This is a genomic window from Propioniciclava coleopterorum, from assembly GCF_011393335.1.
GTDB lineage: Bacteria > Actinomycetota > Actinomycetes > Propionibacteriales > Propionibacteriaceae > Propioniciclava > Propioniciclava coleopterorum.
The window spans coordinates 2,496,061-2,518,232 of the sequence record NZ_CP049865.1; the positions used below are offsets into that span (position 1 = coordinate 2,496,061).

General features: G+C 72.2%; 22 protein-coding genes, 1 other RNA gene and 6 pseudogenes. 16 read left to right on the forward strand and 13 right to left on the reverse strand.

Annotated elements, in window-relative coordinates; all coding sequences use genetic code 11:
* Window positions 1–63: 63 nt before the first annotated feature.
* Window positions 64–1,263 (reverse strand): glycogen synthase, encoded by a 1,200-nt coding sequence (gene glgA / locus G7070_RS11855; protein WP_166233918.1) that lies wholly within the window; start codon window positions 1,261–1,263, stop codon window positions 64–66.
* 143 nt (window positions 1,264–1,406) lie between these two features.
* On the opposite strand from glgA, the gene glgC reads away from it, so the two are divergent.
* Window positions 1,407–2,633, forward strand: coding sequence for a glucose-1-phosphate adenylyltransferase (glgC, locus tag G7070_RS11860; protein WP_166233919.1), 1,227 nt, complete (start codon window positions 1,407–1,409; stop codon window positions 2,631–2,633).
* Between the two features lie 60 nt (window positions 2,634–2,693).
* Here glgC and G7070_RS11865 read toward each other — a convergent pair.
* Window positions 2,694–3,320: pseudogene (locus G7070_RS11865) on the reverse strand (O-methyltransferase); the annotation flags it as partial.
* A gap of 81 nt (window positions 3,321–3,401) precedes the next feature.
* Between G7070_RS11865 and dapA the strand changes: the two are divergent.
* From dapA to G7070_RS11890, 5 genes and pseudogenes are all read left to right on the forward strand, one after another.
* Window positions 3,402–4,282: pseudogene (gene dapA / locus G7070_RS11870) on the forward strand (4-hydroxy-tetrahydrodipicolinate synthase).
* A 35-nt stretch (window positions 4,283–4,317) separates the two neighbouring features.
* Entirely contained in the window at window positions 4,318–4,701 is a 384-nt protein-coding gene (locus G7070_RS11875; RefSeq protein ID WP_166233920.1) for a sec-independent translocase, read from the forward strand.
* Window positions 4,702–4,812: 111 nt separating this feature from the next.
* Window positions 4,813–6,017: pseudogene (locus tag G7070_RS11880) on the forward strand (magnesium transporter MgtE N-terminal domain-containing protein).
* A 96-nt stretch (window positions 6,018–6,113) separates the two neighbouring features.
* Entirely contained in the window at window positions 6,114–6,509 is a 396-nt protein-coding gene (locus G7070_RS11885) for a DUF1003 domain-containing protein (protein ID WP_166233921.1), read from the forward strand.
* A gap of 36 nt (window positions 6,510–6,545) precedes the next feature.
* A pseudogene (locus G7070_RS11890) lies at window positions 6,546–7,699 on the forward strand (Mrp/NBP35 family ATP-binding protein).
* 30 nt (window positions 7,700–7,729) lie between these two features.
* On the opposite strand, the gene G7070_RS11895 reads toward G7070_RS11890, so the two are convergent.
* A complete protein-coding gene (locus G7070_RS11895) occupies window positions 7,730–8,158 on the reverse strand; it encodes an OsmC family protein (protein WP_166233922.1) in 429 nt (142 codons plus the stop codon).
* Between the two features lie 39 nt (window positions 8,159–8,197).
* On the opposite strand from G7070_RS11895, the gene G7070_RS11900 reads away from it, so the two are divergent.
* The 4 genes and pseudogenes from G7070_RS11900 (at window position 8,198) to G7070_RS11915 (ending at window position 10,767) form a co-directional block, all read left to right on the forward strand.
* On the forward strand, window positions 8,198–8,884 hold the full coding sequence (locus G7070_RS11900) for a GNAT family N-acetyltransferase (RefSeq protein WP_166233923.1): 687 nt from the start codon (window positions 8,198–8,200) through the stop codon (window positions 8,882–8,884).
* A gap of 4 nt (window positions 8,885–8,888) precedes the next feature.
* Window positions 8,889–9,845, forward strand: a complete 957-nt coding sequence (locus tag G7070_RS11905) for an HpcH/HpaI aldolase/citrate lyase family protein (protein WP_166233924.1) — start codon at window positions 8,889–8,891, stop codon at window positions 9,843–9,845.
* Window positions 9,842–10,348 (forward strand): annotated as a pseudogene (locus tag G7070_RS18795) (general stress protein); the annotation flags it as partial. The gene G7070_RS11905 and the pseudogene G7070_RS18795, both read left to right, overlap by 4 nt.
* Window positions 10,349–10,623: 275 nt before the next feature.
* Window positions 10,624–10,767, forward strand: coding sequence for a hypothetical protein (locus G7070_RS11915; protein ID WP_166233925.1), 144 nt, complete (start codon window positions 10,624–10,626; stop codon window positions 10,765–10,767).
* A gap of 64 nt (window positions 10,768–10,831) precedes the next feature.
* Here G7070_RS11915 and G7070_RS11920 read toward each other — a convergent pair whose 3' ends face one another.
* The 3 genes from G7070_RS11920 to G7070_RS11930 all read right to left on the reverse strand — a co-directional run bounded on the left by G7070_RS11920 (window position 10,832) and on the right by G7070_RS11930 (window position 14,399).
* Window positions 10,832–12,142 carry a TrpB-like pyridoxal phosphate-dependent enzyme gene (locus G7070_RS11920; RefSeq protein ID WP_166233926.1) on the reverse strand — a complete coding sequence of 437 codons (1,311 nt, stop codon included), beginning with the start codon at window positions 12,140–12,142 and terminating at the stop codon, window positions 10,832–10,834.
* Between the two features lie 81 nt (window positions 12,143–12,223).
* The gene (locus tag G7070_RS11925; protein WP_166233927.1) at window positions 12,224–13,723 is read right to left on the reverse strand and encodes an aminopeptidase P family protein; all 1,500 of its coding nucleotides are present in this window, start codon (window positions 13,721–13,723) and stop codon (window positions 12,224–12,226) included.
* A 112-nt stretch (window positions 13,724–13,835) separates the two neighbouring features.
* Entirely contained in the window at window positions 13,836–14,399 is a 564-nt protein-coding gene (locus G7070_RS11930; RefSeq protein ID WP_166233928.1) for a histidine phosphatase family protein, read from the reverse strand.
* A 105-nt stretch (window positions 14,400–14,504) separates the two neighbouring features.
* On the opposite strand from G7070_RS11930, the gene G7070_RS11935 reads away from it, so the two are divergent.
* The 6 genes from G7070_RS11935 (at window position 14,505) to G7070_RS11950 (ending at window position 18,069) form a co-directional block, all read left to right on the forward strand.
* On the forward strand, window positions 14,505–15,248 hold the full coding sequence (locus G7070_RS11935) for a zinc ribbon domain-containing protein (protein ID WP_166233929.1): 744 nt from the start codon (window positions 14,505–14,507) through the stop codon (window positions 15,246–15,248).
* A gap of 5 nt (window positions 15,249–15,253) precedes the next feature.
* Window positions 15,254–15,982 (forward strand): RNB domain-containing ribonuclease, encoded by a 729-nt coding sequence (locus G7070_RS18800; RefSeq protein ID WP_246227052.1) that lies wholly within the window; start codon window positions 15,254–15,256, stop codon window positions 15,980–15,982.
* On the forward strand, window positions 15,982–16,266 hold the full coding sequence (locus G7070_RS18805) for a hypothetical protein (protein WP_246227054.1): 285 nt from the start codon (window positions 15,982–15,984) through the stop codon (window positions 16,264–16,266). Before G7070_RS18800 ends, G7070_RS18805 begins: the two co-directional genes overlap by 1 nt.
* Complete coding sequence (locus tag G7070_RS18810; protein WP_246227056.1) at window positions 16,263–16,679, forward strand: hypothetical protein; 417 nt, start codon at window positions 16,263–16,265, stop codon at window positions 16,677–16,679. The genes G7070_RS18805 and G7070_RS18810 overlap by 4 nt, the downstream gene beginning before the upstream one ends.
* A 14-nt stretch (window positions 16,680–16,693) precedes the next feature.
* An RNA gene (gene rnpB, locus G7070_RS11945) (RNase P RNA component class A) lies at window positions 16,694–17,092 on the forward strand.
* Window positions 17,093–17,184: 92 nt separating this feature from the next.
* Window positions 17,185–18,069 carry a DUF6882 domain-containing protein gene (locus tag G7070_RS11950; RefSeq protein ID WP_166233930.1) on the forward strand — a complete coding sequence of 295 codons (885 nt, stop codon included), beginning with the start codon at window positions 17,185–17,187 and terminating at the stop codon, window positions 18,067–18,069.
* 9 nt (window positions 18,070–18,078) lie between these two features.
* Here G7070_RS11950 and G7070_RS19295 read toward each other — a convergent pair whose 3' ends face one another.
* From G7070_RS19295 to G7070_RS11985, 7 genes and pseudogenes are all read right to left on the reverse strand, one after another.
* The gene (locus G7070_RS19295) at window positions 18,079–18,651 is read right to left on the reverse strand and encodes an MFS transporter (RefSeq protein WP_166233931.1); all 573 of its coding nucleotides are present in this window, start codon (window positions 18,649–18,651) and stop codon (window positions 18,079–18,081) included.
* The gene (locus G7070_RS19300) at window positions 18,567–19,052 is read right to left on the reverse strand and encodes an MFS transporter (RefSeq protein WP_166233932.1); all 486 of its coding nucleotides are present in this window, start codon (window positions 19,050–19,052) and stop codon (window positions 18,567–18,569) included. Before G7070_RS19300 ends, G7070_RS19295 begins: the two co-directional genes overlap by 85 nt.
* Before the next feature lie 2 nt (window positions 19,053–19,054).
* Window positions 19,055–19,327, reverse strand: a complete 273-nt coding sequence (locus tag G7070_RS19305; RefSeq protein ID WP_166233933.1) for an MFS transporter — start codon at window positions 19,325–19,327, stop codon at window positions 19,055–19,057.
* Window positions 19,327–19,746, reverse strand: coding sequence for a MarR family winged helix-turn-helix transcriptional regulator (locus tag G7070_RS11970; RefSeq protein WP_166233934.1), 420 nt, complete (start codon window positions 19,744–19,746; stop codon window positions 19,327–19,329). The genes G7070_RS19305 and G7070_RS11970 overlap by 1 nt, the downstream gene beginning before the upstream one ends.
* 95 nt (window positions 19,747–19,841) lie before the next feature.
* A pseudogene (gene map, locus G7070_RS11975) lies at window positions 19,842–20,704 on the reverse strand (type I methionyl aminopeptidase).
* A 31-nt stretch (window positions 20,705–20,735) separates the two neighbouring features.
* Window positions 20,736–21,482, reverse strand: coding sequence for a hypothetical protein (locus G7070_RS11980; RefSeq protein WP_166233935.1), 747 nt, complete (start codon window positions 21,480–21,482; stop codon window positions 20,736–20,738).
* Complete coding sequence (locus G7070_RS11985; RefSeq protein ID WP_166233936.1) at window positions 21,479–22,120, reverse strand: SatD family protein; 642 nt, start codon at window positions 22,118–22,120, stop codon at window positions 21,479–21,481. Before G7070_RS11985 ends, G7070_RS11980 begins: the two co-directional genes overlap by 4 nt.
* Between the last annotated feature and the right edge of the window lie 52 nt (window positions 22,121–22,172).

A 22,172-nucleotide genomic window follows, 5' to 3' on the forward strand; every position in this document is an offset into this window, starting at 1 on the left:
CGACCCTGAACACGCGAACGGCCCCGGAGCGCTCAGCTCCGGGGCCGTTCGCCGTCCGTGGGCTCAGGCGTCCCGGCGCGCCCGATGGCGGGCGATGGCGGCCTCGTAGACCTCCACCGTCTCCTCGGCGATCTTCGCCCAGCTGAACTCGTCGATGCAGCGCTGCCGGCCGGCCTTCCCCATCGCGGCCGCCCGCTCGGGGTCGCGGGTCAGCTCGTTGATGCGGGCCGCGAACTGCGCCTCGAAGTCGGCGACGTAGGCGGCGTCGCCGGCCCGCGCCGGGTCGTAGGGCACGAGCAGGCCCGTGGTGCCGTCCACCACGACCTCGGGGATGCCGCCGACCGCCGAGGCGACGACCGCGGTCTCGCAGGCCATGGCCTCCAGGTTCACGATGCCCAGCGGCTCGTAGATGGAGGGGCACGCGAACACGGTGGCCGCCGTGTTGACCTGGCGGACGTCGGCGCGCGGCAGCATCTCCTCGACCCAGAACACGCGCCCCGGACGCTCGGCGTTCAACGTCGCGAACTCGGCCTTGAACTCCGCGGCGATCTCGGGGGTGTCGGGGGCGCCGGCCAGCAGCAGGATGGTCGTGTCGGGGTCGAGCATCCGGGCGGCGCGGACCAGATGGATCAGACCCTTCTGGCGCGTGATCCGCCCGACGAACGCCACGATGGGCTGATCGAGGGGGACGCCGAGGCGCTCCAGGACGTCCGTGCCGTGATCGGGGGAGAACTCGTCGGTGTCGATGCCGTTCTTCACGACGTGGATCCGGTCGCGCTCCACCTCGGGGTAGGCGTTGGTGATGTTGGTGATCATCGCCTCGGAGACCGCGATGACGGCGTCCGCCTCGGCGAAGGCCGTCCGCTCGATCCAGCTCGAGACCCGGTAGCCGCCGCCCAACTGCTCGACCTTCCAGGGGCGGTCGGGCTCCAGGCTGTGCGCCGTCACGACGAGCGGCACGTCCTGCAACTGGCCGCCGATGATGCCGGCGAACTGGGCGTACCAGGTGTGCGCGTGGATCACGTCGACCTCGGGGATCGCGGCCGCCATGGCCACGTCGGTCCCCAGCGTCCGCAGCGCGCCGTTGGCGCCCTCGGGGAACGTTTCGGGGAAGGCGCGGGCGCCGTCGCGCGGCTCGCCCATGCAGGAGACGTCGACCAGATCGGTGATCCGGGCCAGCTGGGGGACGAGCTGGGCCACATGGACGCCGGCGCCGCCGTAGATGGTCGGGGGGTACTCGCGGGTGAGGATCGAAACGCGCATGCCCAGATGGTGGCACAGGTTCCGGGTCCTCGGGGAGTGAAGTCCCTCGTCGCGGGCGTCACCCGATGCCGGTGGGCGCAGGGTTCCGCCCTCAGTTCTGGGATCCCTTTCCGGGGCCGGTCCGTGTGGCCTAGGTTTAGGCCATGAGCGATCGACCGAATGTCCTGTCGATTGTCCTGGCCGGCGGAGAAGGCAAGCGACTGATGCCGTTGACCGCCGACCGGGCCAAGCCGGCCGTCCCCTTCGGCGGGACCTACCGCCTCATCGACTTCGTGCTGTCCAACCTGGCGAACTCCGGTCTGACCAAGATCGCCGTGCTGACGCAGTACAAGTCCCACTCCCTGGACAAGCACCTCGCGCAGACGTGGCGGATGTCGACCCTGCTGGGCAGCTACGTCACGTCGGTCCCCGCGCAGCAGCGCACCGGCAAGTCGTGGTTCAGCGGCAGCGCCGACGCCATCTACCAGTCGATGAACCTCATCAACGACGAGGATCCCGACTACGTGGTCGTCTTCGGCGCCGACAACATCTACCGGATGGACGTCGCCGAGATGCTGACCGCGCACATCGAGTCGGGCGCCGAGGCGACGATCGCCGGGATCCGCGTCCCGCGCTCCGAGGCGTCCGCGTTCGGCATCATCGACGCGGGCGACGACACGGTCATCGACGCCTTCCTCGAGAAGCCGGCCGACCCGCCCGGGCTGGTGGACAGCCCCGAGGAGTCCTACGCCTCGATGGGCAACTACATCTTCACGCGCAAGGCCTTCGTGGAGGCGCTGCGCGCCGACGCCGAGGACGGCGGCTCCAAGCACGACATGGGCGGCAACATCGTCCCCTCCTTCGTGGACAAGGGCCAGGCCCACGTCTACGACTTCACCCGCCAGTCGGTCCCCGGCGCCACCGAGAAGGACCGCAACTACTGGCGCGACGTGGGCACCATCGACGCCTACCACGCGGCCCACATGGACCTGGTCAACGTCGTGCCGGAGTTCAACCTCTACAACCGCCGCTGGCCGATCTTCACGTCCCAGCCGCAGGCGCCGGGCGCCAAGTTCACCCTGCGCGGCACCGCCGAGGACTCGATCGTGACGTCGGGCTGCATCATCTCCGGCGGTGACGTCGACCGGTCGGTGCTCTCGCCGAACGTCATCGTCGACAAGTGGGCCAAGGTCGAGGAGTCGGTGATCCTGACCGGCGCGAAGATCGGCCGCAACGCCGTCGTCCGCCGCGCGATCCTCGACAAGAACGTGGTGGTCGAGGACGGTGCCGAGGTCGGCGTCAACCCCGACGCGGACCGCGCGCGCGGCTTCCACGTCTCCGAGGGCGGCATCACGGTGCTCAGCAAGGGCGACCGGGTCAGCGCCCAGTAGCCCACGCAGCAACGACCACGGCCCCGCGAGTGACTCGCGGGGCCGTGGTGCGTCGGTGGGTCAGGCCCGGCGGGCCACCAGGACGCCGTCGCCGACGGGCAGCAGCACGGGGGACAGATCCGAAGAGTCGGCGACCGCCGCCAGCGTCTCGCGCATGATGACGGTGTCGTCGTCCTCGTTGCCGGCGTCGGCGACCCGGCCGGCCGACAGGGCGTGGGAGATCACGAGGAGGCCGCCGGGGCGCAGCAGCCGCAGCGACTGCTCGACGTACTCCACGGCCTCGAGCGGGTCGGCGTCGACGAGCACGAGGTCGTAGGCGGCGTCGCTGAGCTTGGGCAGGACCTGCAGCGCGGCGCCGGCGATCAGCCGGGCGCGCCGGGCGGGGATCCCCGCGTCGGTGAGGACCCGGCGGGCGGCCGACTGGTGCTCCGGCTCGGTGTCGATCGAGGTCAGCGTCCCGTCGGGCATCCCGTCCAGCAGGGCCAGCGAGGACACGCCGGCGCCGGTGCCGATCTCGACGGCGGTGCGGGCGTCGATCGTGCGGGCCAGGAAGGTGAGCAGGGCCGCGGTGCCCGGGGAGACGGCGCCGATGCCGAGCCCGTGCGCCGCGGCGCGGGCGGCGGCGGCGTGCTCGGACTCGGGGACGAACGCCTCGGCGTACGCCGAGGCCGCGGTCGGGGGAGGCTGGGCGTCGGTGCAGCGTTCACGGGAGCCACACTAGCGGTCCACGGGTCGGGCGGGCCGACGGATGGGCCTAGACTGTCCCGCATGGCCCCGCAACCTTTCGGGCGACTCATCACGGCCATGGTGACGCCCTTCACGTCCGACGGCACGCTCGATCTCGACGAAGCGCGCCGGCTCGCGGCGTACCTCGTCGACGAGCAAGCCAATGACGGCCTGGTGATCAACGGTACGACCGGTGAGTCGCCCACGACCGACGACGACGAGAAGAAGGCGCTGCTCGCGGCCGTCAAGGCCGAAGTGGGGGACCGGGCGCAGATCATCGCCGGCGTCGGGACCAACGAGACCGCCGCCACCATCAAGCGCTGCCGCGACGCCCAGGACGCCGGCGCCGACGGCGTCCTCGTCGTGACCCCGTACTACAGCAAGCCCCCGCGGACGCCCTGCTGGAGCACTTCGTGCTGGTGGCCGACGCCACCGACCTGCCGGTGATGCTCTACGACATCCCGCACCGCTCGGGCATCCCGATCCCCGAGGACGTCCTCATCGAGCTCGACCGGCACCCGACGATCGTCGCGGTCAAGGACGCCAAGGGCGACCTGGTCAGCTCCGCCCGGGTGATGGCGACCACCAACCTCGCCTACTACTCCGGCGACGACGCCATGACGCCCCCGCTGCTGTCGGTCGGCGGGGTCGGAGTGGTCGGCACCTCCACGCACTTCACCGGCGCCGCGACGCGCGAGTGGCTCGACCTGTGGGCCGACGGCGCCACCGCCGAGGCGCTGGAGATCTACCGGCGGCTGCTGCCGGTGTACACCGGCGTCTTCGCGACCCAGGGCTGCATGCTGGTCAAGGCCGGCCTGCAGGCGCGCGGCTTCTCCGGCAACACCCTGCGCCGTCCCCTGAAGGCGGCCAGCACCTCGCAGGCGCGCACGTTCGTCCAGCTGCTCGAAGCAGCCGGGCTGTGACCCGCTAGCCCCGAAGGTACGCCGTGGATTTCAACATGCCGGAGATCATCGTCCTCGGCGCGCTGGCGATCATCATCTTCGGTCCGGAGAAGCTGCCCGAGCTCGCGCGCAAGGCCGCCCGCGTCCTGGCCTACCTGCGCAAGATCGGCGACGACGCGCGCGGCCAGCTCCGCGAGGAGCTCGGCCCGGAGTTCGACAACTTCAACATCACCGACCTGAACCCCAAGAACCTGGTCGCGCGGCACCTCCTCTCCGGCGACGAGATCGCCGACTTCCGCGAGATGCGCGACGACGCGATCGCCACGGGTCAGCTCGTCAAGGACACCGTCAGCGACGCGACGGGCACCTCGACGAGCGACACCCCGGCCGCCGCCGCGGCGCCCGCGGTGACCGTCCCGTTCGACCCCGAGGCGACCTAGGACGCAGCCGCGGCCGGCGTCACCGGCGCGTCGATCCCGTGCGCTACCCTTCCGCACGTGAGTGGTTCCCCGACGTCGATCTTCGTGTCGCGCATCAAGGGCCTCCCGATCATGGACGCCAGCGGCGACCAGGTGGGCAAGGTCCGCGACGTCGTCGTGCAGAACCGCTCCAACGCCCGGCCGCCCCGGGTCAAGGGCCTCGTCGTGGAGCTGTTGCGGCTGCGGCGGGTGTTCCTGCCGATGGAGCGGGTGCACTCGATCGACGGGCAGCAGGTCATCATCTCCGGTGTGGTGAACACCGTGGTGTTCCAGCGCCGCGACCAGGAGCGCCTCGTCATGGGCGACCTGTTCGACAAGCGCGTCGACCGGCCGGGGGAGAAGCCCGCCACGATCTTCGACGTCGCCATCGAACAGAGCCGGACGCGCGCCTGGGAGGTCGGCGAGGTCGCGCTGCGGGAGGCGACCGGCCGGCCCTTCAGCCGGGGTCACGTCGTGGTGGTCGACTGGGACGAGGTGCCCGACTACTTCGGCGACTCGGCTCAGGGCACCGACCAGGTGGTGGCCCAGCTCGCGGAGATGAAGCCCGCCGACGTCGCCCGCGAACTGCACGAGATGAGCCCCGAGCGCCGCGCCGAGGTCGTCTCCGCGCTGGAGGACGACGTGCTCGCCGAGGCGCTGGAGGAACTGCCCGAAGCCGAGCAGGTCCGCCTGATCCAGCACCTGGACACCGAGCGCGCCGCGGACGTCCTGGAGGAGATGGACCCCGACGACGCCGCCGACCTGATCGCCGAGCTGACCCCGAGCTCGCCGAGACGATCCTGCAGCAGATGGAGCCCGAGGACGCCCAGGACGTCCGGACGCTGCTGAACTACGACGCCGCCACCGCCGGCGGCCTCATGACGCCCGAGCCGGTGATCCTCGGCCCGGACGAGACGGTGGCCGACTGCCTGGCCAAGCTCCGGCAGGAGGAGGTGACGCCGGCGCTCGCCGCCCTGGCGTTCCTGTGCCGGCCGCCGCTGGACACCCCGACCGGCCGCTACGTGGGGGCGGTCCACATCCAGCGGCTGCTGCGCGAGCCGCCCTCGACGCTGGCCGCGAACCTGGTGGACGCGTCCATCGCGCCGCTGCGTCCCGACCATTCGGTCGCCCAGGTGAGCCGCTACTTCGCGACCTACGACCTCGTCTGCGCCCCCGTCGTCGACGACAAGGGCCGCCTGCTCGGCGCGGTCACCGTCGACGACGTCCTCGACCACATCCTGCCCGCCGACTGGCGCGGCCTGCAGCTAGCGGAGGGGGCCGACGATGCCGCCCGCTGATCGCCTCAACACCCCGGACGCTCCCGCACCTGGTTCCCCCGGTTCCGGCTGCCCGACGACGCGTTCGGCTCGTTCGCCGAGAGCTTCGCCCGCTTCATGGGCACGGCCCGGTTCCTGCTGTGGATGACGATCTTCATCATCGTGTGGATCGTCATCAACCACTACAACTCCGACATCCTCGGCGACCCGTTCCCGTTCATCTTCCTCACCCTGCTGCTGTCGCTGCAGGCCTCCTACTCCGCGCCGCTGATCCTGCTCGCGCAGAACCGGTCGGAGGCCCGCGAACGCGTCAGCATGGAGCACGACCGCGAGGTGGCCGCGCAGAGCCGCGCCGACATGGACTTCCTGGCACGCGAGATCGCGTCGCTGCGGATCCGGATCAACGACATGCCGACCCGCGACTTCCTGCGCAGCGAGCTGCGCGACCTGCTGGAGGAACTGAACCGCGACGACGACGACAAGGGTGCCCCCGAGCAGCCCGGACGACCCTGAGTCGGCTTCTCCATCGCGCTGTCCTAGACTGAGGGCATGTCTGTCGCCAGCCTCACCGATGCCGTGTGGGACGCCCTGTCCCACGTTCAGGACCCCGAGATCCACAAGCCGATCACCGAACTCGGCATGGTCGAGTCGGTCGAGGTCGACGAGGCCGGCCAGGCGAGCGTGTCGGTGCTGCTCACCATCTCGGGCTGCCCCATGCAGAACACCATCGAGCACGACGTGCACGCCGCGCTGCAGGGCGTCGAGGGCGTCACCGGGCTCGACCTGAACTTCGGCGTCATGAGCGACGCGCAGCGCGACGAGCTCAAGACCAAGCTGCGCGGCGGCGTCCGGGACCGGGAGATCCCGTTCTCCAAGGACGACAACCTCACCCAGGTGCTGCTGATCGCGTCCGGCAAGGGCGGCGTCGGCAAGTCCAGCGTGACGGTCAACCTCGCGACCGCGCTCGCGGCCCAGGGCAAGCGCGTCGGCATCCTGGACGCCGACATCTACGGCCACTCCGTCCCGCAGATGCTCGGCATCGCGGACGCCGACGTGACCGGCATCGACGACATGATCATCCCCGTGCCCGCGGGGAGAACCTGAGCGCCATCTCGATCGGCATGCTCAAGCAGTCCCGCGACCAGGTGATCGCCTGGCGGGGCCCCATCCTGGACCGGGCCATCCAGCAGTTCCTGGCCGACGTGTACTGGGGCGACCTGGACTTCCTGCTGGTCGACCTGCCCCCCGGCACGGGCGACGTCGCGATGAGCCTGGGGGCGAAGCTCCCCAACGCCGAGGTGATCGTCGTCACCACGCCGCAGCAGGCCGCCGCCGAGGTGGCCGAGCGCGCCGGCACCATGGCGTCCATGGTCGAGCAGAAGGTGCTCGGCGTCGTGGAGAACATGGCCTACCTGGACGCCGAGTGCCCGCACTGCGGCCAGACGCACCGCGTCGACCTGTTCGGCTCGGGCGGCGGCGCCCGCGTCGCCGAGGCGCTGACGCTGCGGCTGGGCTACGACGTGCCGCTGCTGGCCGAGGTGCCGATCGACGCGCGCATGAGCAGCTCGGGCGACGCGGGCGTGCCGCTGGTGCGCCAGGACGCCGAGCGTCCCGCGGCCGCCGCCCTGGCGGGGCTGGCCGAGCGGTTGGCGTCCCGGCGGCGCGGGCTGGCCGGCCGGAAGCTGACGCTGCACGTCGGCTGAGCGGCCGCTCGGCGCCGGGACGCCGGCGGGTCAGTCGACCCGCTCGAAGGTCACCGGCGTCGCCAACTCCACAGTGCGCGACACCGTGCAGTCCCGCTCGTGCGACGCCCGCAGGGCGTTGTCGATCCGGGCGCGGGCCTGATCGCCCTCGGGGCCCTCGGGGAACTCCAGCGCGAACCGCAGGGTGACGTCCTCGAGGTGATTCCCGCCCTCGGTGGACTTGCGTCCCGACGCCGTCACCTCGAAGCGGGTGGGCTCCGCGCGCCGCGCGGTGACCACGTCGACGTCGATCGCCGAGCAGCCCGCCAGTGCCGCGAGCAGCAGTTCGACGGGGCTGAGGGCGCCCTCGCCGCCCACGCGGACGGTGGCGCCCGCGGCGTTCGTGGCCTCGTACGTCCGCGCGCCGGTGCGCGTCAGCGTGATCGAAGTGGGCGGTGCGGTGTGCGGAGTCTGGGTCATCGGCCCATTCTGCCTCGTCAGCGCCGATAGGCTGCCTCCGTGCTGGACGACACGCGGCGCCGCATCGACGGGCACTGGGCCCGCCGGTTCGGCATGCCCGTTCCGGGGCTCTCGCCCGTCATGGTCGGCTCGACCGGACTGCACGAGGACGCGGCGCTGGTGCTGCTGCTGGGCGACCACGCCTACGTGGACGCCCCCCGGGCGCACCTGGACGCCGTCGCGGCGACCGTCGGCGCGCTGCCCCCGGGCGCCGTGCTGGACCCGGCGTCCTGGGGCGCGCTGGCCTCCGGCCCCGTGCTGGGGCCGGCCGACCACTTCTGGGCGGATCGCTCCACCGAACTGCGGCCCGACGTCGGGCTACTGGACGCCGCTCGCCGCGACGAGTTGGCCGCGCACGTGTCGGCGACCGAGTGGGCCGACGCCGGCTTCGACCGGCCCGTGCAGGCGTCGTTCGGGATCGTCGAGGACGGTGAGGTCGTGGCCGCGTCCGTCGTGACGCCGCTGTGGGGCTGGCCGCTGGACGTGGGCGTCCTCGTGCGCCCCGACGCGCGCGGGCAGGGCCACGGCCGCCGGGTCGCGCAGGCGGCGCTCGCCTCCGCGATCGGGATGAGCGGGTTCGCCGGCTACCGGGTGGAGCGGTCGAACACGGCCTCGCGGGCCATCGCGCTCGGGCTGGGGCTGACCCCGCACGGGGCCAACCTGAGCGTGCCCCTGCCCGTAGGCTGACGCCATGCCGACCACGCCTCGTCCCGACCGTGTCCGCCGCACGGTGCTCGCCGTCCCCGGGTCCTCCGACCGCTTCATCGAGAAGGCGCGCGGGCTGGGCGTGGACGCGCTGTTCCTCGACCTGGAGGACGCCGTCGCCCCGGCCGTGAAGGAGGAGTCCCGGCACCGCATCGTCGCGGCGCTGCGCGACCCGGCCGGCTTCGCGGCGCCGACCGTCACCGTCCGGGTCAACGACTGGTCGACGCCGTGGACGTTCCGCGACACCGAGACCGTCGTGCTGGGCGCGGGCTCCCGGATCGACTGCCTCGTGCTGCCCAAGGTGACCCGCGCCGACCAGGTGGTGGCCCTCGACCTGCTGCTGACCCAACTCGAGCACGAGGCGGGACTGCCCGTCGGCGGGATCGGCATCGAGGCGCAGATCGAGGAGGCCCGCGGGCTGACGCACGTGAACGAGATCGCCGCGTCCTCGCCGCGGCTGGAGACCCTGGTGTACGGGCCGGGCGACTTCATGGCGTCCATGGGGATGGCCGGGCTGAACGTCGGAGCCCAGCCCGCCGGCTACCCGGCCGACGCGTTCCACCACGTCATGATGACGATCCTGGTCGCCGCCCGCGCGCACGGCCTGCAGGCCGTCGACGGGCCCTTCGTCGCGATCCGGGACGTCGACGGGTTCACCGCGTCCGCGCGCCGCGCGGCCGCGCTCGGGTACGACGGCAAGTGGGTGCTGCACCCGGGGCAGGTCGAGGCCGGCAACGTGGCGTTCTCGCCCGACCCGGCCGACCTGGCGCGCGCCGAGCGGATCATGACGGCGTACGCCGAAGCGGGAACGGCGGCCGGGGGAGCGCGCGGCGCTATCGTGGTGGACGACGAGATGGTCGATGAGGCCGGGGTGAAACTCGCCGCGGCGATCGTGGCCCGCGGCCGGGCGGCCGGATCCACGATCGGGAGGGAATCAGCATGACGCAGCCCAACGCCTTGAGCGCGAGTTCCTCGCTGTTCAAGCTGGAGTACCCCCAGTCACTGGGGGTCTACGACAGCTACTCCGACGCGCAGAAGGCCGTCGACCAGCTCGCCGACTCGAACTTCCCGGTCACCAACCTGGCGATCGTCGGCACCGACCTGCGCCTGGTCGAGCGGGTCACCGGACGCCGCACCTGGGGCACGGTGCTGGGCCAGGGCGTGACGAGCGGCCTGTCGACGGGCTTCATCGTCGCGATCGTGATGATGATCCTGCAGCCGCAGCCCGATTCGTTCTTCGCGCAGCTGTTGACGGCGCTGCTGATCGGCGTCGTGATCGGCCTGCTGTTCTCGGTGCTGGGCTACGTGCTCGCCCGCGGACGCCGCGACTTCACGTCGGTGTCGCAGACCATCGCCACCAAGTACGAGCTGTTGTGCGAGCACAAGGTCGCCGGGCAGGCCCGCGAGCTGCTCGCCAAGGGCGCCGCCACGCGCGGCAACCAGTTCAACCAGCCGGCGCCGGCCGCCTACCCGGCCTACCCCGGCGCCGACCAGCAGCAGCCCGGCTACGGGCAGGGCTATCCGCCGCCGGCCGGCTACGGCCAGCAAGGCTGGACCCAGGGCGGCTACCCGCAGCAGCCCTACGATCAGGGCTACGGGCAGCAGGCCCCCGCCCCGTACGGCCAGCCCGCCCCGGACGCCTACGGGCAGCAGCCTCCGGGCGGCTACGGCCAGACCCCGGGCTACGGGGAACAGGCGCCCGCCCCGGCTACGGCGAACAGGTGCCCTACGGCGCCACCGGCGGCCAGGAGTGGCGTCCCGGCCCCCAGAGCCCGGTCGATCCCGACGCCCCGCGCCGAGACCAGGACGAGTCCGAGGACCCGGATCGGGGCTTCCGCCGCCCCGAGGGCGACGACCGGGGCTGATCCCTCTCCGAACGCGGCCGTGCCGCCCCTCCCGACGGGAGGGGCGGCACGGTTGTCTTCGGGCTCAGGCGTCCAGCATGTTGCCGCTGAGGTACTCCGCGTAGGCGGGCAGGTCGAGCTGACCCGAGCCCGACACCCCGATGAGGATCACCGGAGAGGTGCCGTCCTCGGCCGCCTGCCGCGCCTGGCGCAGCGCGCCGGCGATCGCGTGGTTGGACTCCGAGGCGGGCACGATGCCCTCGGCGCGGGCGAACTCCACGCCCGCGGCGAACGCCTCGCGCTGCTTGACGGCGATCGCCCGCAGCAGGCCCTCGTGGTAGGCGTGCGACACCAGCGGCGCCATGCCGTGGTAGCGCAGGCCGCCCGCGTGCACCGGGTCCGGCACGAAGTCGGCGCCGAGGGTGTACATCTTCAGCAGCGGCGTCATCTGCGAGCTGTCGCCGAAGTCGTAGCGGTACTCGCCCTCGGTCAGCGAGGGGGCGGCCGCGGGCTCGCACGCCACCACGTCCACGTTCATCCGGCCCTCGATGTTCTCCCGCAGGAACGGGAAGCTGATGCCGGCCAGGTTCGAGCCGCCGCCCGCGCACGCGAACAGGAAGTCGGGCGCCTCCTCGCCGAACTTCGCGAGCTGCTTGATCGCCTCCTGCCCGATGACGCTCTGGTGCAGCGTCACGTGGTTGAGCACCGAGCCGAGCGCGTAGGAGGCGCCGGGGTCGGACGCCGCGACCTCGATCGCCTCCGAGATCGCCATGCCGAGGCTGCCCGGGGTGTCGGGGAACCGCTCGCGGAGCGCGCGGCCGGCCTGGGTGGCGTCGGACGGGGACGCCGTGACGGAGGCGCCGTAGGTCTCCATCAGGATGCGGCGGTACGGCTTGGAGTCGAAGGTGCTGCGGACCTGCCACACCTCGCACGACTGGCCGAAGATCTGCGTGGCGAACGCGAGCGCCGAGCCCCACTGTCCGGCGCCGGTCTCGGTGGTGAGGCGCATGCGCCCGGCCTCGCGGTTGTAGAAGGCCTGCGGCACGGCGGAGTTGGTCTTGTGCGACCCGACCGGGGACTCGCCCTCGTACTTGTAGTAGATGCGGGCCGTCGTGCCCAGCGCCTGCTCCAGCCGGCGCGCGCGATGCAGCGGCGAGGGACGCCACAGGCGGTAGATCTCGCGGACCTTCTCGGGGATCTCGATCCACCGCTCGGTGGAGAGCTCCTGCTCGATCAGCCCGGCGGGGAACAGCGCGGCCAGATCCTCGGCCTGCAGCGGCTGCTGCGTGCCCGGATGCAGGTGCGGCGGCGGCGGCGTGGGGAGGTCAGCCGTGATGTTGTACCAGTGCGTGGGGATCTCGTCCTCGTCGAGGAAGACCTTCGTCAGTTCGGCCATGGCTGAACTGTAGGGCGTCGGGCGCACCGCGCGCGCGACGCCCATAACCGCCGCCCGGACGCGTCCGGACGGCGGCGCGGCTCAGGCCTGCTGGCGGGCCAGCCAGGCCTCGACGTCGTCGGCCTCGCGCGGCAGCGCGTCGGACAGGAGGCGGGCCTCGCCGTCGGTGATGACGATGTCGTCCTCGATGCGGACGCCGATGCCGCGCAGTTCCTCGGGCACGAGCAGGTCGGTCGACTTGAAGTAGATGCCCGGCTCGACCGTGATCACCATGCCCTCGCGCAGCTTGCCGTCGCGGTAGAACTCGCGCCGGGCCTGGGCGCAGTCGTGGACGTCGAGCCCCAGGTGGTGCGAGGTTCCGTGCACCATCCAGCGCCGGTGCTGTCCGCCGTTGACCGGGTCGAGGGACTCCTCGACCGGGACGGGCAGGATGCCCCACGCGTGCAGGTGCTCGGCGACCACGCGGATCGCGGCGTCGTGGACGTCGGAGAAGGACGCCCCCGCCCGCGCGGCGGCGATCCCGGCGTTCTGGGCGGCGAGCACGGCGTCGTAGACCTTGCGCTGCGCGGGGGTGAAGGTGCCGCTGATCGGCAGCGTCCGGGTGACGTCGGCGGTGTAGAGGGTGTCGACCTCGACGCCCATGTCGCACAGGATGAGGTCACCCTCGTGCAGGTCGCCGTCGTTGCGGATCCAGTGCAGCGTGTTGGCGTGGTCGCCGGACGCGCAGATGCTGCCGTAGCCCACCCCGTTGCCCAGGTGGCGGGCGTGCAGCTCGAAGACGCCCTCGCACCAGCGCTCGCCGCGTCCGTTGCGCACCGCGGTGGGCAGGTCGGCGGCGACGGCCTCGAAGCCGACGGTGGTGGCGTCGCAGGCCGCCTGCAACTGCTCGAGCTCGAAGTCGTCCTTGATGAGGCGCAGCTCGGACAGCATGACGGCGAGTTCGTCGTCCGAGGAGGGGTCGGCGCCCCCGTTGCGGCGGCGCAGGTCGTCGACCAGCGTGGTCAGGGACGCGTCCACGTCGCGGACCATCCGGGTCGGGATCCTCCCGAACTTCTGCGACAGCGCGTTCGGGAGCTCGTGCAGCGACCGGGTCTGCAGGCCGGTCATGGCCGCCATCTCCTCCAGCGACTCGCGCTGCCCGACCCACATCTCGCCGTAGCGGGCGTCGGCGTAGAACTCCGCGTCGGTACGCGGGGCGCGGGGCTTGAAGTACAGGGTCGCCTCGTGGCTGGAGCACTCCGGCTTCCCGTCCTCGTTCTCGACGAAGGTGGGCTCCAGGACGAGCACGGCGTCCGGCTCGCGGTCGGCGCCCAGCCCCGTCAGGTGGGCGAAGGCGGAGTGCGGGCGGAAGTTGTAGTCGGTGTCGTTGCTGCGCACGACCAGGTTCCCGGCGGGGACGACGATCCGCTCCCCGGGGAAGGCGGCGCTGACCGCGTCGCGGCGGGCGGGGGCGAACTCGGAGGCCGGCAGCGCCGCGGGCATCTCCTCGGAGTAGGGGGCCCACTTCGTGGGGATGAAGGCCACGAACGCGTCCGAGAACGGAGTCTGGCGGTTGGGTAGCTGTGGCGCCTTCTGCGACATGGAAATGTGTCCCCCTCGATCGTTGTGCCCGGTGTGCTGTCACTCTACCCCGGGGGCGCCCGCCGAGAGCCGTTGTGGGACGCGCGTGGAAGCCCCCGCAACCCGCCGTTCGCTAGGAGTTCCAGTGCAGGACGGCCCAGGATTCCTTCTCGCGTCCCAGCACCGAGACCGATGCCGTCGCCAGCGGGAAGCTCTGCCCGAAGATGAGGGGGAAGTCGAGCCAGCACAGCGCCAGGACGCGCGACGCGTGGCCGTGCCCGAAGCAGATCGCATTCTCGACGCCGGACTCCCGGACGCGCTGCACCACGCGGGTGAGGCGGGCGCGCACCTCGTCCGCGGACTCGCCGCCGGCCGGGCCGTTGAACCACAGCCGCCAGCCCGGGTGGTGCTCGGCGCGGATCTGCTGCGACGTGAGGCCCTCGTAGTCGCCGTAGTTCCACTCGGCCAGATCGTCGGTGACCTCGTAGTCGGTGAAGCCGGCCAGCTCGGCCGTGCGGCGGGCCCGCTCGCGGGGGCTGGTGAGGACGAGGCCGAAGTCCGCCGGGTCGAGGCGTTCGCGCAGCGACAGCGCCTGCTCCACCCCGTTCGGCGTGAGGTCGAGGTCGGTGTAGGAAGTGTGCTGACCCGACTTGCTCCAGGCGGTTTCGCCGTGCCGGACCAGATACAGGTTCGTCATGGCGCCATCCTTGCAGGACGGTGGGGCGGGGGCGACCGCGACCGGCCGGAACGCCCGGGTCGCTGCGGTATCGTGCGAGCGGGCCAAGCACGCAGGAGGAGACCCATGAAGGCAGACCCGGGAGCGCAGGGCAGGTTGCTCGATCTTCAGGCCACCGACACCGCGATGGCCCAGCTGGACCACCGCCGGGCCACCCTCCCCGAGACCGCGACGGCGCGGTCGCTGCAGGCCGACCGCGCCCGAGCGGCCGAGCGGGTCATCGCCGCCGACACCGTGCTCTCCGACGCCGACCTGGAGCTGAAGAAGGCCGAGCAGGACCTGGTCCCGGTGCGCGAGCGCCTGGCCCGCAACGAGACCCGCGTCGCCGACGGCAGCGTCGGCGACCCCAAGGCGCTGCAGGGGCTGCTGGAGGAGATCCAGCACCTCAAGCGCCGCATCGACGAGCTGGAGGACTCCCAGCTCGAGGCCATGGAGCGCCTCGACGAGGCCCGCGCCGTCGCCGACCGGGCCCAGGAGGGCAAGAAGGGCGTCGAGGACGAGTTGCGCGGCGTCCTGGCCGTGCGGGAGACCCGGCTGGGCGAGATCGCCGCCGAGCGGGACGTCCTCGAGCGCGAGCGGCACGTGATCGCCGCCGCCGTCCCCGCCGACCTGCTGGCCCTCTACACCCGGATCGCGGACAAGTCCGGCGGGGTGGGCGCGGCCAAGCTGCAGCACGGACGCTGCGGCGGCTGCCAGCTCGAGGCCAACAACGCCGACATGAACGCCTACCGCGCGGCGGCGCCCGACGAGGTGCTGCGGTGCGAGGAGTGCGGCCGCATCCTGATCCGGACGGCGGACTCGGGGCTGTGAGCCCGATGGCCGCCTACTTGCGGAGCAAGGACGCTCCCGAACCGATCCGCCCCGGGCTCGCGCGGCTGCGTGGCGAGCTGGACGTGCCCGTCGACTTCCCGGCCGACGTCCTCGCCGAGGCGCAGGCCGCCGCCGACGGCGTCCGGCCGCCCGAGCGGGACGCCACCGACATCCCCCTGGTGACCATCGACCCGCCCGGCTCCACCGACCTGGACCAGGCGCTGTTCATCGAGCGCTCCGGGGACGGCTACCGCGTCGTCTACGCCATCGCCGACCTGGAACGCTTCGTCGCGCCCGGCGGCGCGATCGACGCCGAGGCGCACGCCCGCGGCGTCACGCTGTACGCCCCCGACGGCCGCACCCCGCTGCACCCGCCGGTGCTCAGCGAGGGGGCGGCGTCCCTGCTGCCCGACCAGGAGCGCCCGGCGTTGCTGTGGGAGCACACCCTGGACGCCTCGGGCGCCACGGTCGCCTCCACGGTCGCGCCGGCCCGGGTCCGCAGCCGCGCGCAACTCACCTACGAGCAGGTGCAGGCGGCCCTGGACGGCGGCACCGCCGACGACTCGCTGCAGTTGCTGCGCGAGGTCGGCCGCAAGCGCGAGGAACTCGAGCGCGCCCGCGGCGGGGTCAGCCTGCAGATCCCGAGCAGGAGGTCGAGGTCGTCGACGGGCAGTGGACGCTCGAGTTCCGCACCACGCTGCCCGTGGAGGGCTGGAACGCCCAGATCTCGCTGATGACCGGTATGGCCGCCGCGGACATGATGCTCGCCGGCGGCGTCGGCGTCCTGCGGACCCTGCCGCCGTCGCGGCAGGCGGACGTGGACCGGCTGCGCCGCGTCGCGAAGGCGCTGCGGATCCGCTGGCCGGGCTCGGTGACCTACCCGGAGTTCGTCCGGGCGCTCGACCCGGCGCAGCCGCGCGACCTGGCGATGCTGAACGCGTGCACCACGCTGTTCCGGGGCGCCGGCTACGTGGCGTTCGACGGCGAGGCCCCGAGCAGCCGCTGCACGGCGCCATGAACGCCCCGTACGCGCACTGCACCGCGCCGCTGCGCCGCCTCGTGGACCGCTACGCCAACGCGGTGTGCGTCGCGCTGTCGGCCGGCACCGAAGTGCCGCAGTGGGCCCGCGACGGCCTCGCCGACCTGCCGAGCGCGATGGGCAAGGCCACCCAACGGGCCAACGCCTACGAGCGCGGCATCCTGGGGCTGGTCGAGGCGCTGGTGTTGCAGCCCCGGCTCGGGGACACGTTCGTGGGCACCGTGGTCGACCTCAACGAGAAGACCCACCGCGCCGAACTCCAGCTCGAGGACCCGGCGGTGTCCGCGCCGATGGCGGGCGAGGGGGCCGACCTGGGCGAGGAGGCGTCGGCGCGGCTGGTCGAGGCGGACGTCGAGAACGGCACGGTGCTGTTCGAACGCGTCTCGGGGTAGACTCCCTCCTCGGACGAGTCGGCCGGGTGATCGCGGCGCGCGAGCGTCGAGGAAAGTCCGGACTCCACAGAGCAGGGTGGTGGGTAACACCCACCCGGGGTGACCCGCGGGAAAGTGCCACAGAGAACAGACCGCCCCTCCGCGAGGAGGGGTCAGGGTGAAACGGTGGTGTAAGAGACCACCAGCACCCCCGGTGACGGGGGTGGCTCGGCAAACCCCACCCGGAGCAAGACCAAGAAGGGCCACGGCCCGCGGACGCCGTTCGAGCGCTGCTCGCGCGAGGCGTCCGGGTAGGTCGCACGGCATCGCCGGGTTCTCCCGGTGGACCGGAGGCCGCCGGCGACGGCGGTCACAGATGGATGATCACCGCCCCCACGGGGGCACAGAATCCGGCTTACAGGCCGACTCGTCCCACCCATCCGCGCCTGGCAAGGCTCGGTGGTGCCCGGCCGCGACGCCCGGCTAGGTTGGTGACGGCCCGAAAACCGACCCCCGAAAGAGGACCATGACCGACCAGCCCGTGCGCAACCCCGAGGTCTCGATCCCGCTCGACAGCAACCACCCCAAGGTGCCGCAGCTCATCGACAGCGTGATCATCCTCGCCATCGAGGCGCAGAACGCGTTCATCGACAAGTACGCCGACTACGGCCAGTGGGCCGTCGACCTGTCGATCCCGACATTCACCTACACCGGGCCCGACCGGGAGGCCGTATTCACGCCCTACTTCATCGGGTCCACGTCGGGGCAGTCCGACACCTGGATGTGGGGCTGGAACAACATCAACAACTTCCCCGAGGGCGTCGTCGAGATCGCCGAGGAGGTCTACAACTTCGGCGCGCACTTCTCCGAGCCGCTGCTCACCGAGGCCACCCAGCCGCTGGCCGAGGACGCGCGCCGCGAGGCGGGGCTGCCCGAGGCCGACCACGGGTTCGGCATCGAGCGCACGTTCATGCACGTCGCGCAGGCGCTGTCCGGGATCGCCGCGCCGGTCTGGTACCGCGGGCCCTCAGGGCCCAACTCGTACGCGTGGTTCCTGCTGAGCAACCCGGCCGAGTTCAGCCTGCCGGAGGCGTCGGTGCTCACGACGGTCTCGGCGCTGACCGAGGCGCTGCAGAGCGGCTACGTGAGCGACGCCGGCATGGCGCTGGAGGGGTACGCGTCCAAGCGTGAGGGCGTCACCCTCGACATCGACGACACCCAGGCGGTCCTGCACACCCCCGGCGGAGACGTGAACGTGGACCTGGACGATCAGGGGCGGATCGCCCGCATCCACGGCACCGCCGGCCCCGCAGGAGCCGGGCCCGCCGAAGCGCCCGCGGACGAACAGCCCGGGACGCCCCCGGCGCCGGAGAAGCCCAAGGGCTTCCTCGCCAAGCTGTTCGGGCGCTGACGCCGGCGCTCAGAGCGCCTCGGCCGGCCGCAGGCCGAGGCGCTGGAACGCCAGGAAGCACCCGCCGGCGGCCGCCGCGCAGATGGCGCCCGACAGGGCGAGCGCGGTCGGCGCCCCGTAGGTGTCGGTGACCCAGCCGGTGATGAGCGAGCCCAGCGGCGTGGTGCCCATCATGACGACGAAGTAGAGGCTCATCACGCGCCCGCGCACCGTGGGCTCGGACTCCAGTTGGACCGACGCGTTCGCCATCGCGTTGAACGAGACGCCGGCCAGGCCGGTGAGCACCAGCCCCACCATGAACAGGGGCAGCCAGCCGATCAGGCTCAGCACGAAGAGGGCGGCGCCGAAGGCGGCCGCGGTGACCGACAGCCGCCGCGGCGTCACGGTCTCGCGGCGGGCCGCCATCATGGCGCCGAACACCGAGCCGATCGCCATCATGGAGTTGAGGACGCCGTACAGCGCCGACCCGCCGTCGAAGACCTTGCCGGAGTAGGCGGTCAGGATGATCGGGAAGTTGAACCCGAACGTGCCGATGAAGAACACCAGCACGATGGTGATGATGATGCGCGGGTGGCCGGCCACGTACGCCAGGCCCTCCCTGAACGCCCCGACGCCGCGCCCCGTGCGGGGGCCTCCTCGAACTCGGAGGAGTCGAGGGTGGCCAGCGCGTAGATCATCGGCAGGTAGCTGAGCGTGTTGATCACGAACGCCCAGGCGACGCCCGCGGCCGCGATCAGGAGGCCGGCGAGCGCCGGCCCGGTCAGCCGGGCCAGGTTGAAGTTCCCGGAGTTCAGCGCCACGGCGTTGGACAGCAGGCGCGGCGGCACGATGACCCCCACGAAGCTCTGGCGCGACGGGTTGTCCAGCGTCGTGACGATGCCGAACAGCAGGGCGATCAGGTAGACCCACTCGACGGTGACGATGCCGGTGAACGTGATGGCGGCCAGCGCGGCCGACAGGATCATCATGGCCGTCTGCGTCATCATCAACAGTCGGCGCTGGGGTAGCGGTCGGCCAGCACGCCGCCGTAGAGCCCCAGCACCAGCATGGGGCCGAACTGCAACGCCATGGTGATGCCGACGGCGAGGCCGGAGCCGCCGGTCAGCTCGAACACCAGCCAGTCCTGGGCGATGCGCTGCATCCAGGTGCCGTTGTTCGAGATCATCGCGCCGAAGAAGTAGCGCCGGTAGTTGTGGACGGACAGGGACGCGAAGACCGGGAGCCGGTCGTCGCGCGGTTCCTTGGAGCGGAGTTTCATCAGAGGTTCCCCAGGTGCTGCAGGGCCGGGATGGCGCGGAGGAGGGCTTCCTCCTCCTCGGGCGACAGCGTGGCGATGCGGTTGGCGAGCCAGACCGAGCGTTGCCGGACGGTGTCCGCGACGTAGTCGTCACCGGCTTGGTGGAGGTGGACGATCGTGGATCGGCGATCGTTCGGGTTGGGTTTCTTGGAGACCATGCCCAGGTCGGCGAGCCGGTCGATGATGCGCGTCATCGTGGGGGGCCGGACGTGCTCCGCGGCGGCGAGCGCCTGCAGCGTCATGGGACCCTCGCGGCGCAGTCGGCCGAGGACGGCGATGCCGGTCGCGGAGAGGGGCGAGGTGCCGGAACCTTCGTTGCGCAGGCGGCGCGACAGCCGCGAGACGGCCGTGCGGAGGGCGTCCACCTGTTCTGGTTCCATGTGACCCCAGAATAGGTCGTTAGTTAGCCTAAGTAAATAGTTGTTGCGGCAACCACAACACCTCTCGGCGGCGGAAGCGGCGCCGAGGGGGTGGGTCAGGCGAAGTCGGCGGGCGGCGTGGTGAGGATCTCCGCGCCGGTCTCGGTGACGACGATGGTGTGCTCCCACTGGGCGCACCGCGACCCGTCGTTGGTGGCGACGGTCCAGTCGTCGTCCCAGACGTGGCTGCTCGGGTCGCCCAGGGTGAGCATCGGCTCGATGGTGAAGGTCATCCCGGGCTCCATGACGTCGCGGTAGACGTCGTTGTCGTAGTGCAGGATCACCAGGCCCGAGTGGAACGAGCTGTGGACGCCGTGGCCGGTGTACTCCTTCACCACCCCGTAGCCGAAGCGCCTGGCGTAGGCCTCGATCACGCGGCCGATCACGTTGGTCTCGCGCCCGGGCTTCACCGCGCGGATGCCGCGCAGCATGGCCTCCTTGGTGCGCTCCATCAGCAGGCGCGAGTCCTCGTCGAGGTCTCCGACCCGAAGGTGGCGCAGTTGTCGCCGTGCACGCCGTTCTTGAAGGCGGTGACGTCGATCTTGACCAGGTCGCCCTCCTCCAGAGGGCGCGCGTCCGGGATGCCGTGGCAGATGATGTCGTTCACCGAGGTGCAGATCGACTTGGGGAAGTGCCGGTAGCCCAGCGCGCTGGGGTAGGCGCCGTGGTCGAGCATGTACTCGTGCGCCACGGCGTCCAGGCGGTCGGTGGTGACGCCCGGCGCGATCGCGCGCGCGGCCTCGTACATCGCGTCCGAGGCGATCCGGCTCGACTCGCGCATGAGCTCGATCGTCTCGGCGGTCTGCACGTCGGGGCCGGTGTAGCGGTCCGGCGCGGGTCGGTCGACGTAGTGCGGGTGCGCGATCGAGGCGGGGACGGGGCGGCGCGGGGACTGCGGGTAGGGCGTCATGGGTGTCACGCGCCGATCATAGTGGCGCGCCCCGGACGCCTCAGGCGAGCAGGACGACCGAGCCGAGCGCGACCAGCAGGCTCGTGAACGTGCCCACGAGGAAGTACTCCGTCACCTCGTCGACGGCGCGGGGCTCGGAGCGGGCGGCCGCCTGCAGTTCGGGGAACCGGAGCAGGCCCTTGGCCGCGACGACCACCGCCGCGGCCTCCACGTAGCCGGCGGCGCCGAACCCCAGGATCAGCAGCCGCTCCATCGGGCCGAGCAGGCGGCCGCCGCGCAGCCGCTCGGACGCCGGGGCGACCCCCTCCCGGCCGTCCAGCCGGGGCGGCTGGGCGTGGATCGACACCAGCACCAGCCGGACGAGCCGGTTCCCCGTGGCGGTGTTGGCCACGGCCAGCGCGGCGATCATGAGGATGCCGCCGGCGCCGCGGCCGGAGATCGCGGGCACCTGCATCCAGGTGAGCCAGGCGCCCAGCGCGCCGGCCACGGGCGACGCGAAGCCGGACAGCGCGACCAGGGCCACGGCGGGCAGCGCCAGCACTGCCAGCGTCCGGCGCGCCCGGACCGGGGTGCTCTCGGCGGTGCCGGCGACGGCGTCCCAGGCCACGACCGTGGCGGCGATCACGGCCAGGGCGGCCAGATCGGGGCCGACGAACCCGGCCAGCAGGCCGGCGGTCACGCTGAGCGCGGCGCCGAGCAGGCCGGGGACCCAGCGCAGGCCGGGGCGCGCCGCCGCGAGCAGGTCGGCCACGCCGACGCCGAGCAGCAGCAGGGCCAGCCAGCTCATCGGGCCTCCTCCAGTCGGGTCATCGCATCGGCGAGAATAGCGAGCCCGCCGCGGGCGACGCGCTGGCTCACCGCCGACGGGGTCACGCCGAGCGCGGCCGCGGCCTCGGCCTGGCTGCGGCCGGCGCGCAGCCCGACGAGGATGTCCGCGTCGGCGTCGTCGAGCCCGTACAGCCCGGCGTCCACGAGTTCGACCGCGGCCAGCAGCGGGCCGACCGGGCGCGGCAGGTCGTGCGCCGTGCCGATCCCGGTGCGCAGGGCCCGGCGGGCGCCCCGCGCGGCGGCCTCGACGGCCTCGATGGCGGCGCGCGCGGCCCACCAGGCCGAGCCGTCCTGGACGTTGGCGTCGCGGTCGATCACCTCGACGGTGCCCACCCCGAGCCCGAACCGCACGTCGGCGGGGCGCAGCGCGAGCCGGACGCCGTAGCTCGCGGCCAGCGCGTCGCCGAGGGTGGCGAACACGCCCTGGAACTCGTCGCCCGCCGTCACGCGGAGCGGGTCGAGGACGCCGCGCCCCGTGTTGGCCGCGGCCAGGGCGTCCACGAGCCTGCGGTGCAGGTCGGACCGCACCGGGGCCGACCGGGACCCGACCAGGTCGCCCAGCAGCGCCACATAAGCACTGGGCTTCACTTCGCTCATCTGAAGATCATAGCTTCAGTGTGGCGCGCTGTCACCGGGTCGCCCCCGGGCG

Excerpts from the sequence above, each read along its gene's own strand:
- glgA (WP_166233918.1), bottom strand. The coding sequence starts at position 1,263 with ATGCGCGTTTCGATCCTCACCCGCGAGTACCCCCCGACCATCTACGGC.
- glgC (WP_166233919.1), top strand. The coding sequence starts at position 1,407 with ATGAGCGATCGACCGAATGTCCTGTCGATTGTCCTGGCCGGCGGAGAA.
- G7070_RS11875 (WP_166233920.1), top strand. The coding sequence starts at position 4,318 with ATGCCGGAGATCATCGTCCTCGGCGCGCTGGCGATCATCATCTTCGGT.
- G7070_RS11885 (WP_166233921.1), top strand. The coding sequence starts at position 6,114 with ATGGGCACGGCCCGGTTCCTGCTGTGGATGACGATCTTCATCATCGTG.
- G7070_RS11895 (WP_166233922.1), bottom strand. The coding sequence starts at position 8,158 with ATGACCCAGACTCCGCACACCGCACCGCCCACTTCGATCACGCTGACG.
- G7070_RS11905 (WP_166233924.1), top strand. The coding sequence starts at position 8,889 with ATGCCGACCACGCCTCGTCCCGACCGTGTCCGCCGCACGGTGCTCGCC.
- G7070_RS11920 (WP_166233926.1), bottom strand. The coding sequence starts at position 12,142 with ATGGCCGAACTGACGAAGGTCTTCCTCGACGAGGACGAGATCCCCACG.
- G7070_RS11925 (WP_166233927.1), bottom strand. The coding sequence starts at position 13,723 with ATGTCGCAGAAGGCGCCACAGCTACCCAACCGCCAGACTCCGTTCTCG.
- G7070_RS11930 (WP_166233928.1), bottom strand. The coding sequence starts at position 14,399 with ATGACGAACCTGTATCTGGTCCGGCACGGCGAAACCGCCTGGAGCAAG.
- G7070_RS11935 (WP_166233929.1), top strand. The coding sequence starts at position 14,505 with ATGAAGGCAGACCCGGGAGCGCAGGGCAGGTTGCTCGATCTTCAGGCC.
- G7070_RS18800 (WP_246227052.1), top strand. The coding sequence starts at position 15,254 with ATGGCCGCCTACTTGCGGAGCAAGGACGCTCCCGAACCGATCCGCCCC.
- G7070_RS18805 (WP_246227054.1), top strand. The coding sequence starts at position 15,982 with ATGACCGGTATGGCCGCCGCGGACATGATGCTCGCCGGCGGCGTCGGC.
- G7070_RS18810 (WP_246227056.1), top strand. The coding sequence starts at position 16,263 with ATGAACGCCCCGTACGCGCACTGCACCGCGCCGCTGCGCCGCCTCGTG.
- G7070_RS11950 (WP_166233930.1), top strand. The coding sequence starts at position 17,185 with ATGACCGACCAGCCCGTGCGCAACCCCGAGGTCTCGATCCCGCTCGAC.
- G7070_RS19300 (WP_166233932.1), bottom strand. The coding sequence starts at position 19,052 with ATGACGCAGACGGCCATGATGATCCTGTCGGCCGCGCTGGCCGCCATC.
- G7070_RS19305 (WP_166233933.1), bottom strand. The coding sequence starts at position 19,327 with ATGAAACTCCGCTCCAAGGAACCGCGCGACGACCGGCTCCCGGTCTTC.
- G7070_RS11970 (WP_166233934.1), bottom strand. The coding sequence starts at position 19,746 with ATGGAACCAGAACAGGTGGACGCCCTCCGCACGGCCGTCTCGCGGCTG.
- G7070_RS11980 (WP_166233935.1), bottom strand. The coding sequence starts at position 21,482 with ATGAGCTGGCTGGCCCTGCTGCTGCTCGGCGTCGGCGTGGCCGACCTG.
- G7070_RS11985 (WP_166233936.1), bottom strand. The coding sequence starts at position 22,120 with ATGAGCGAAGTGAAGCCCAGTGCTTATGTGGCGCTGCTGGGCGACCTG.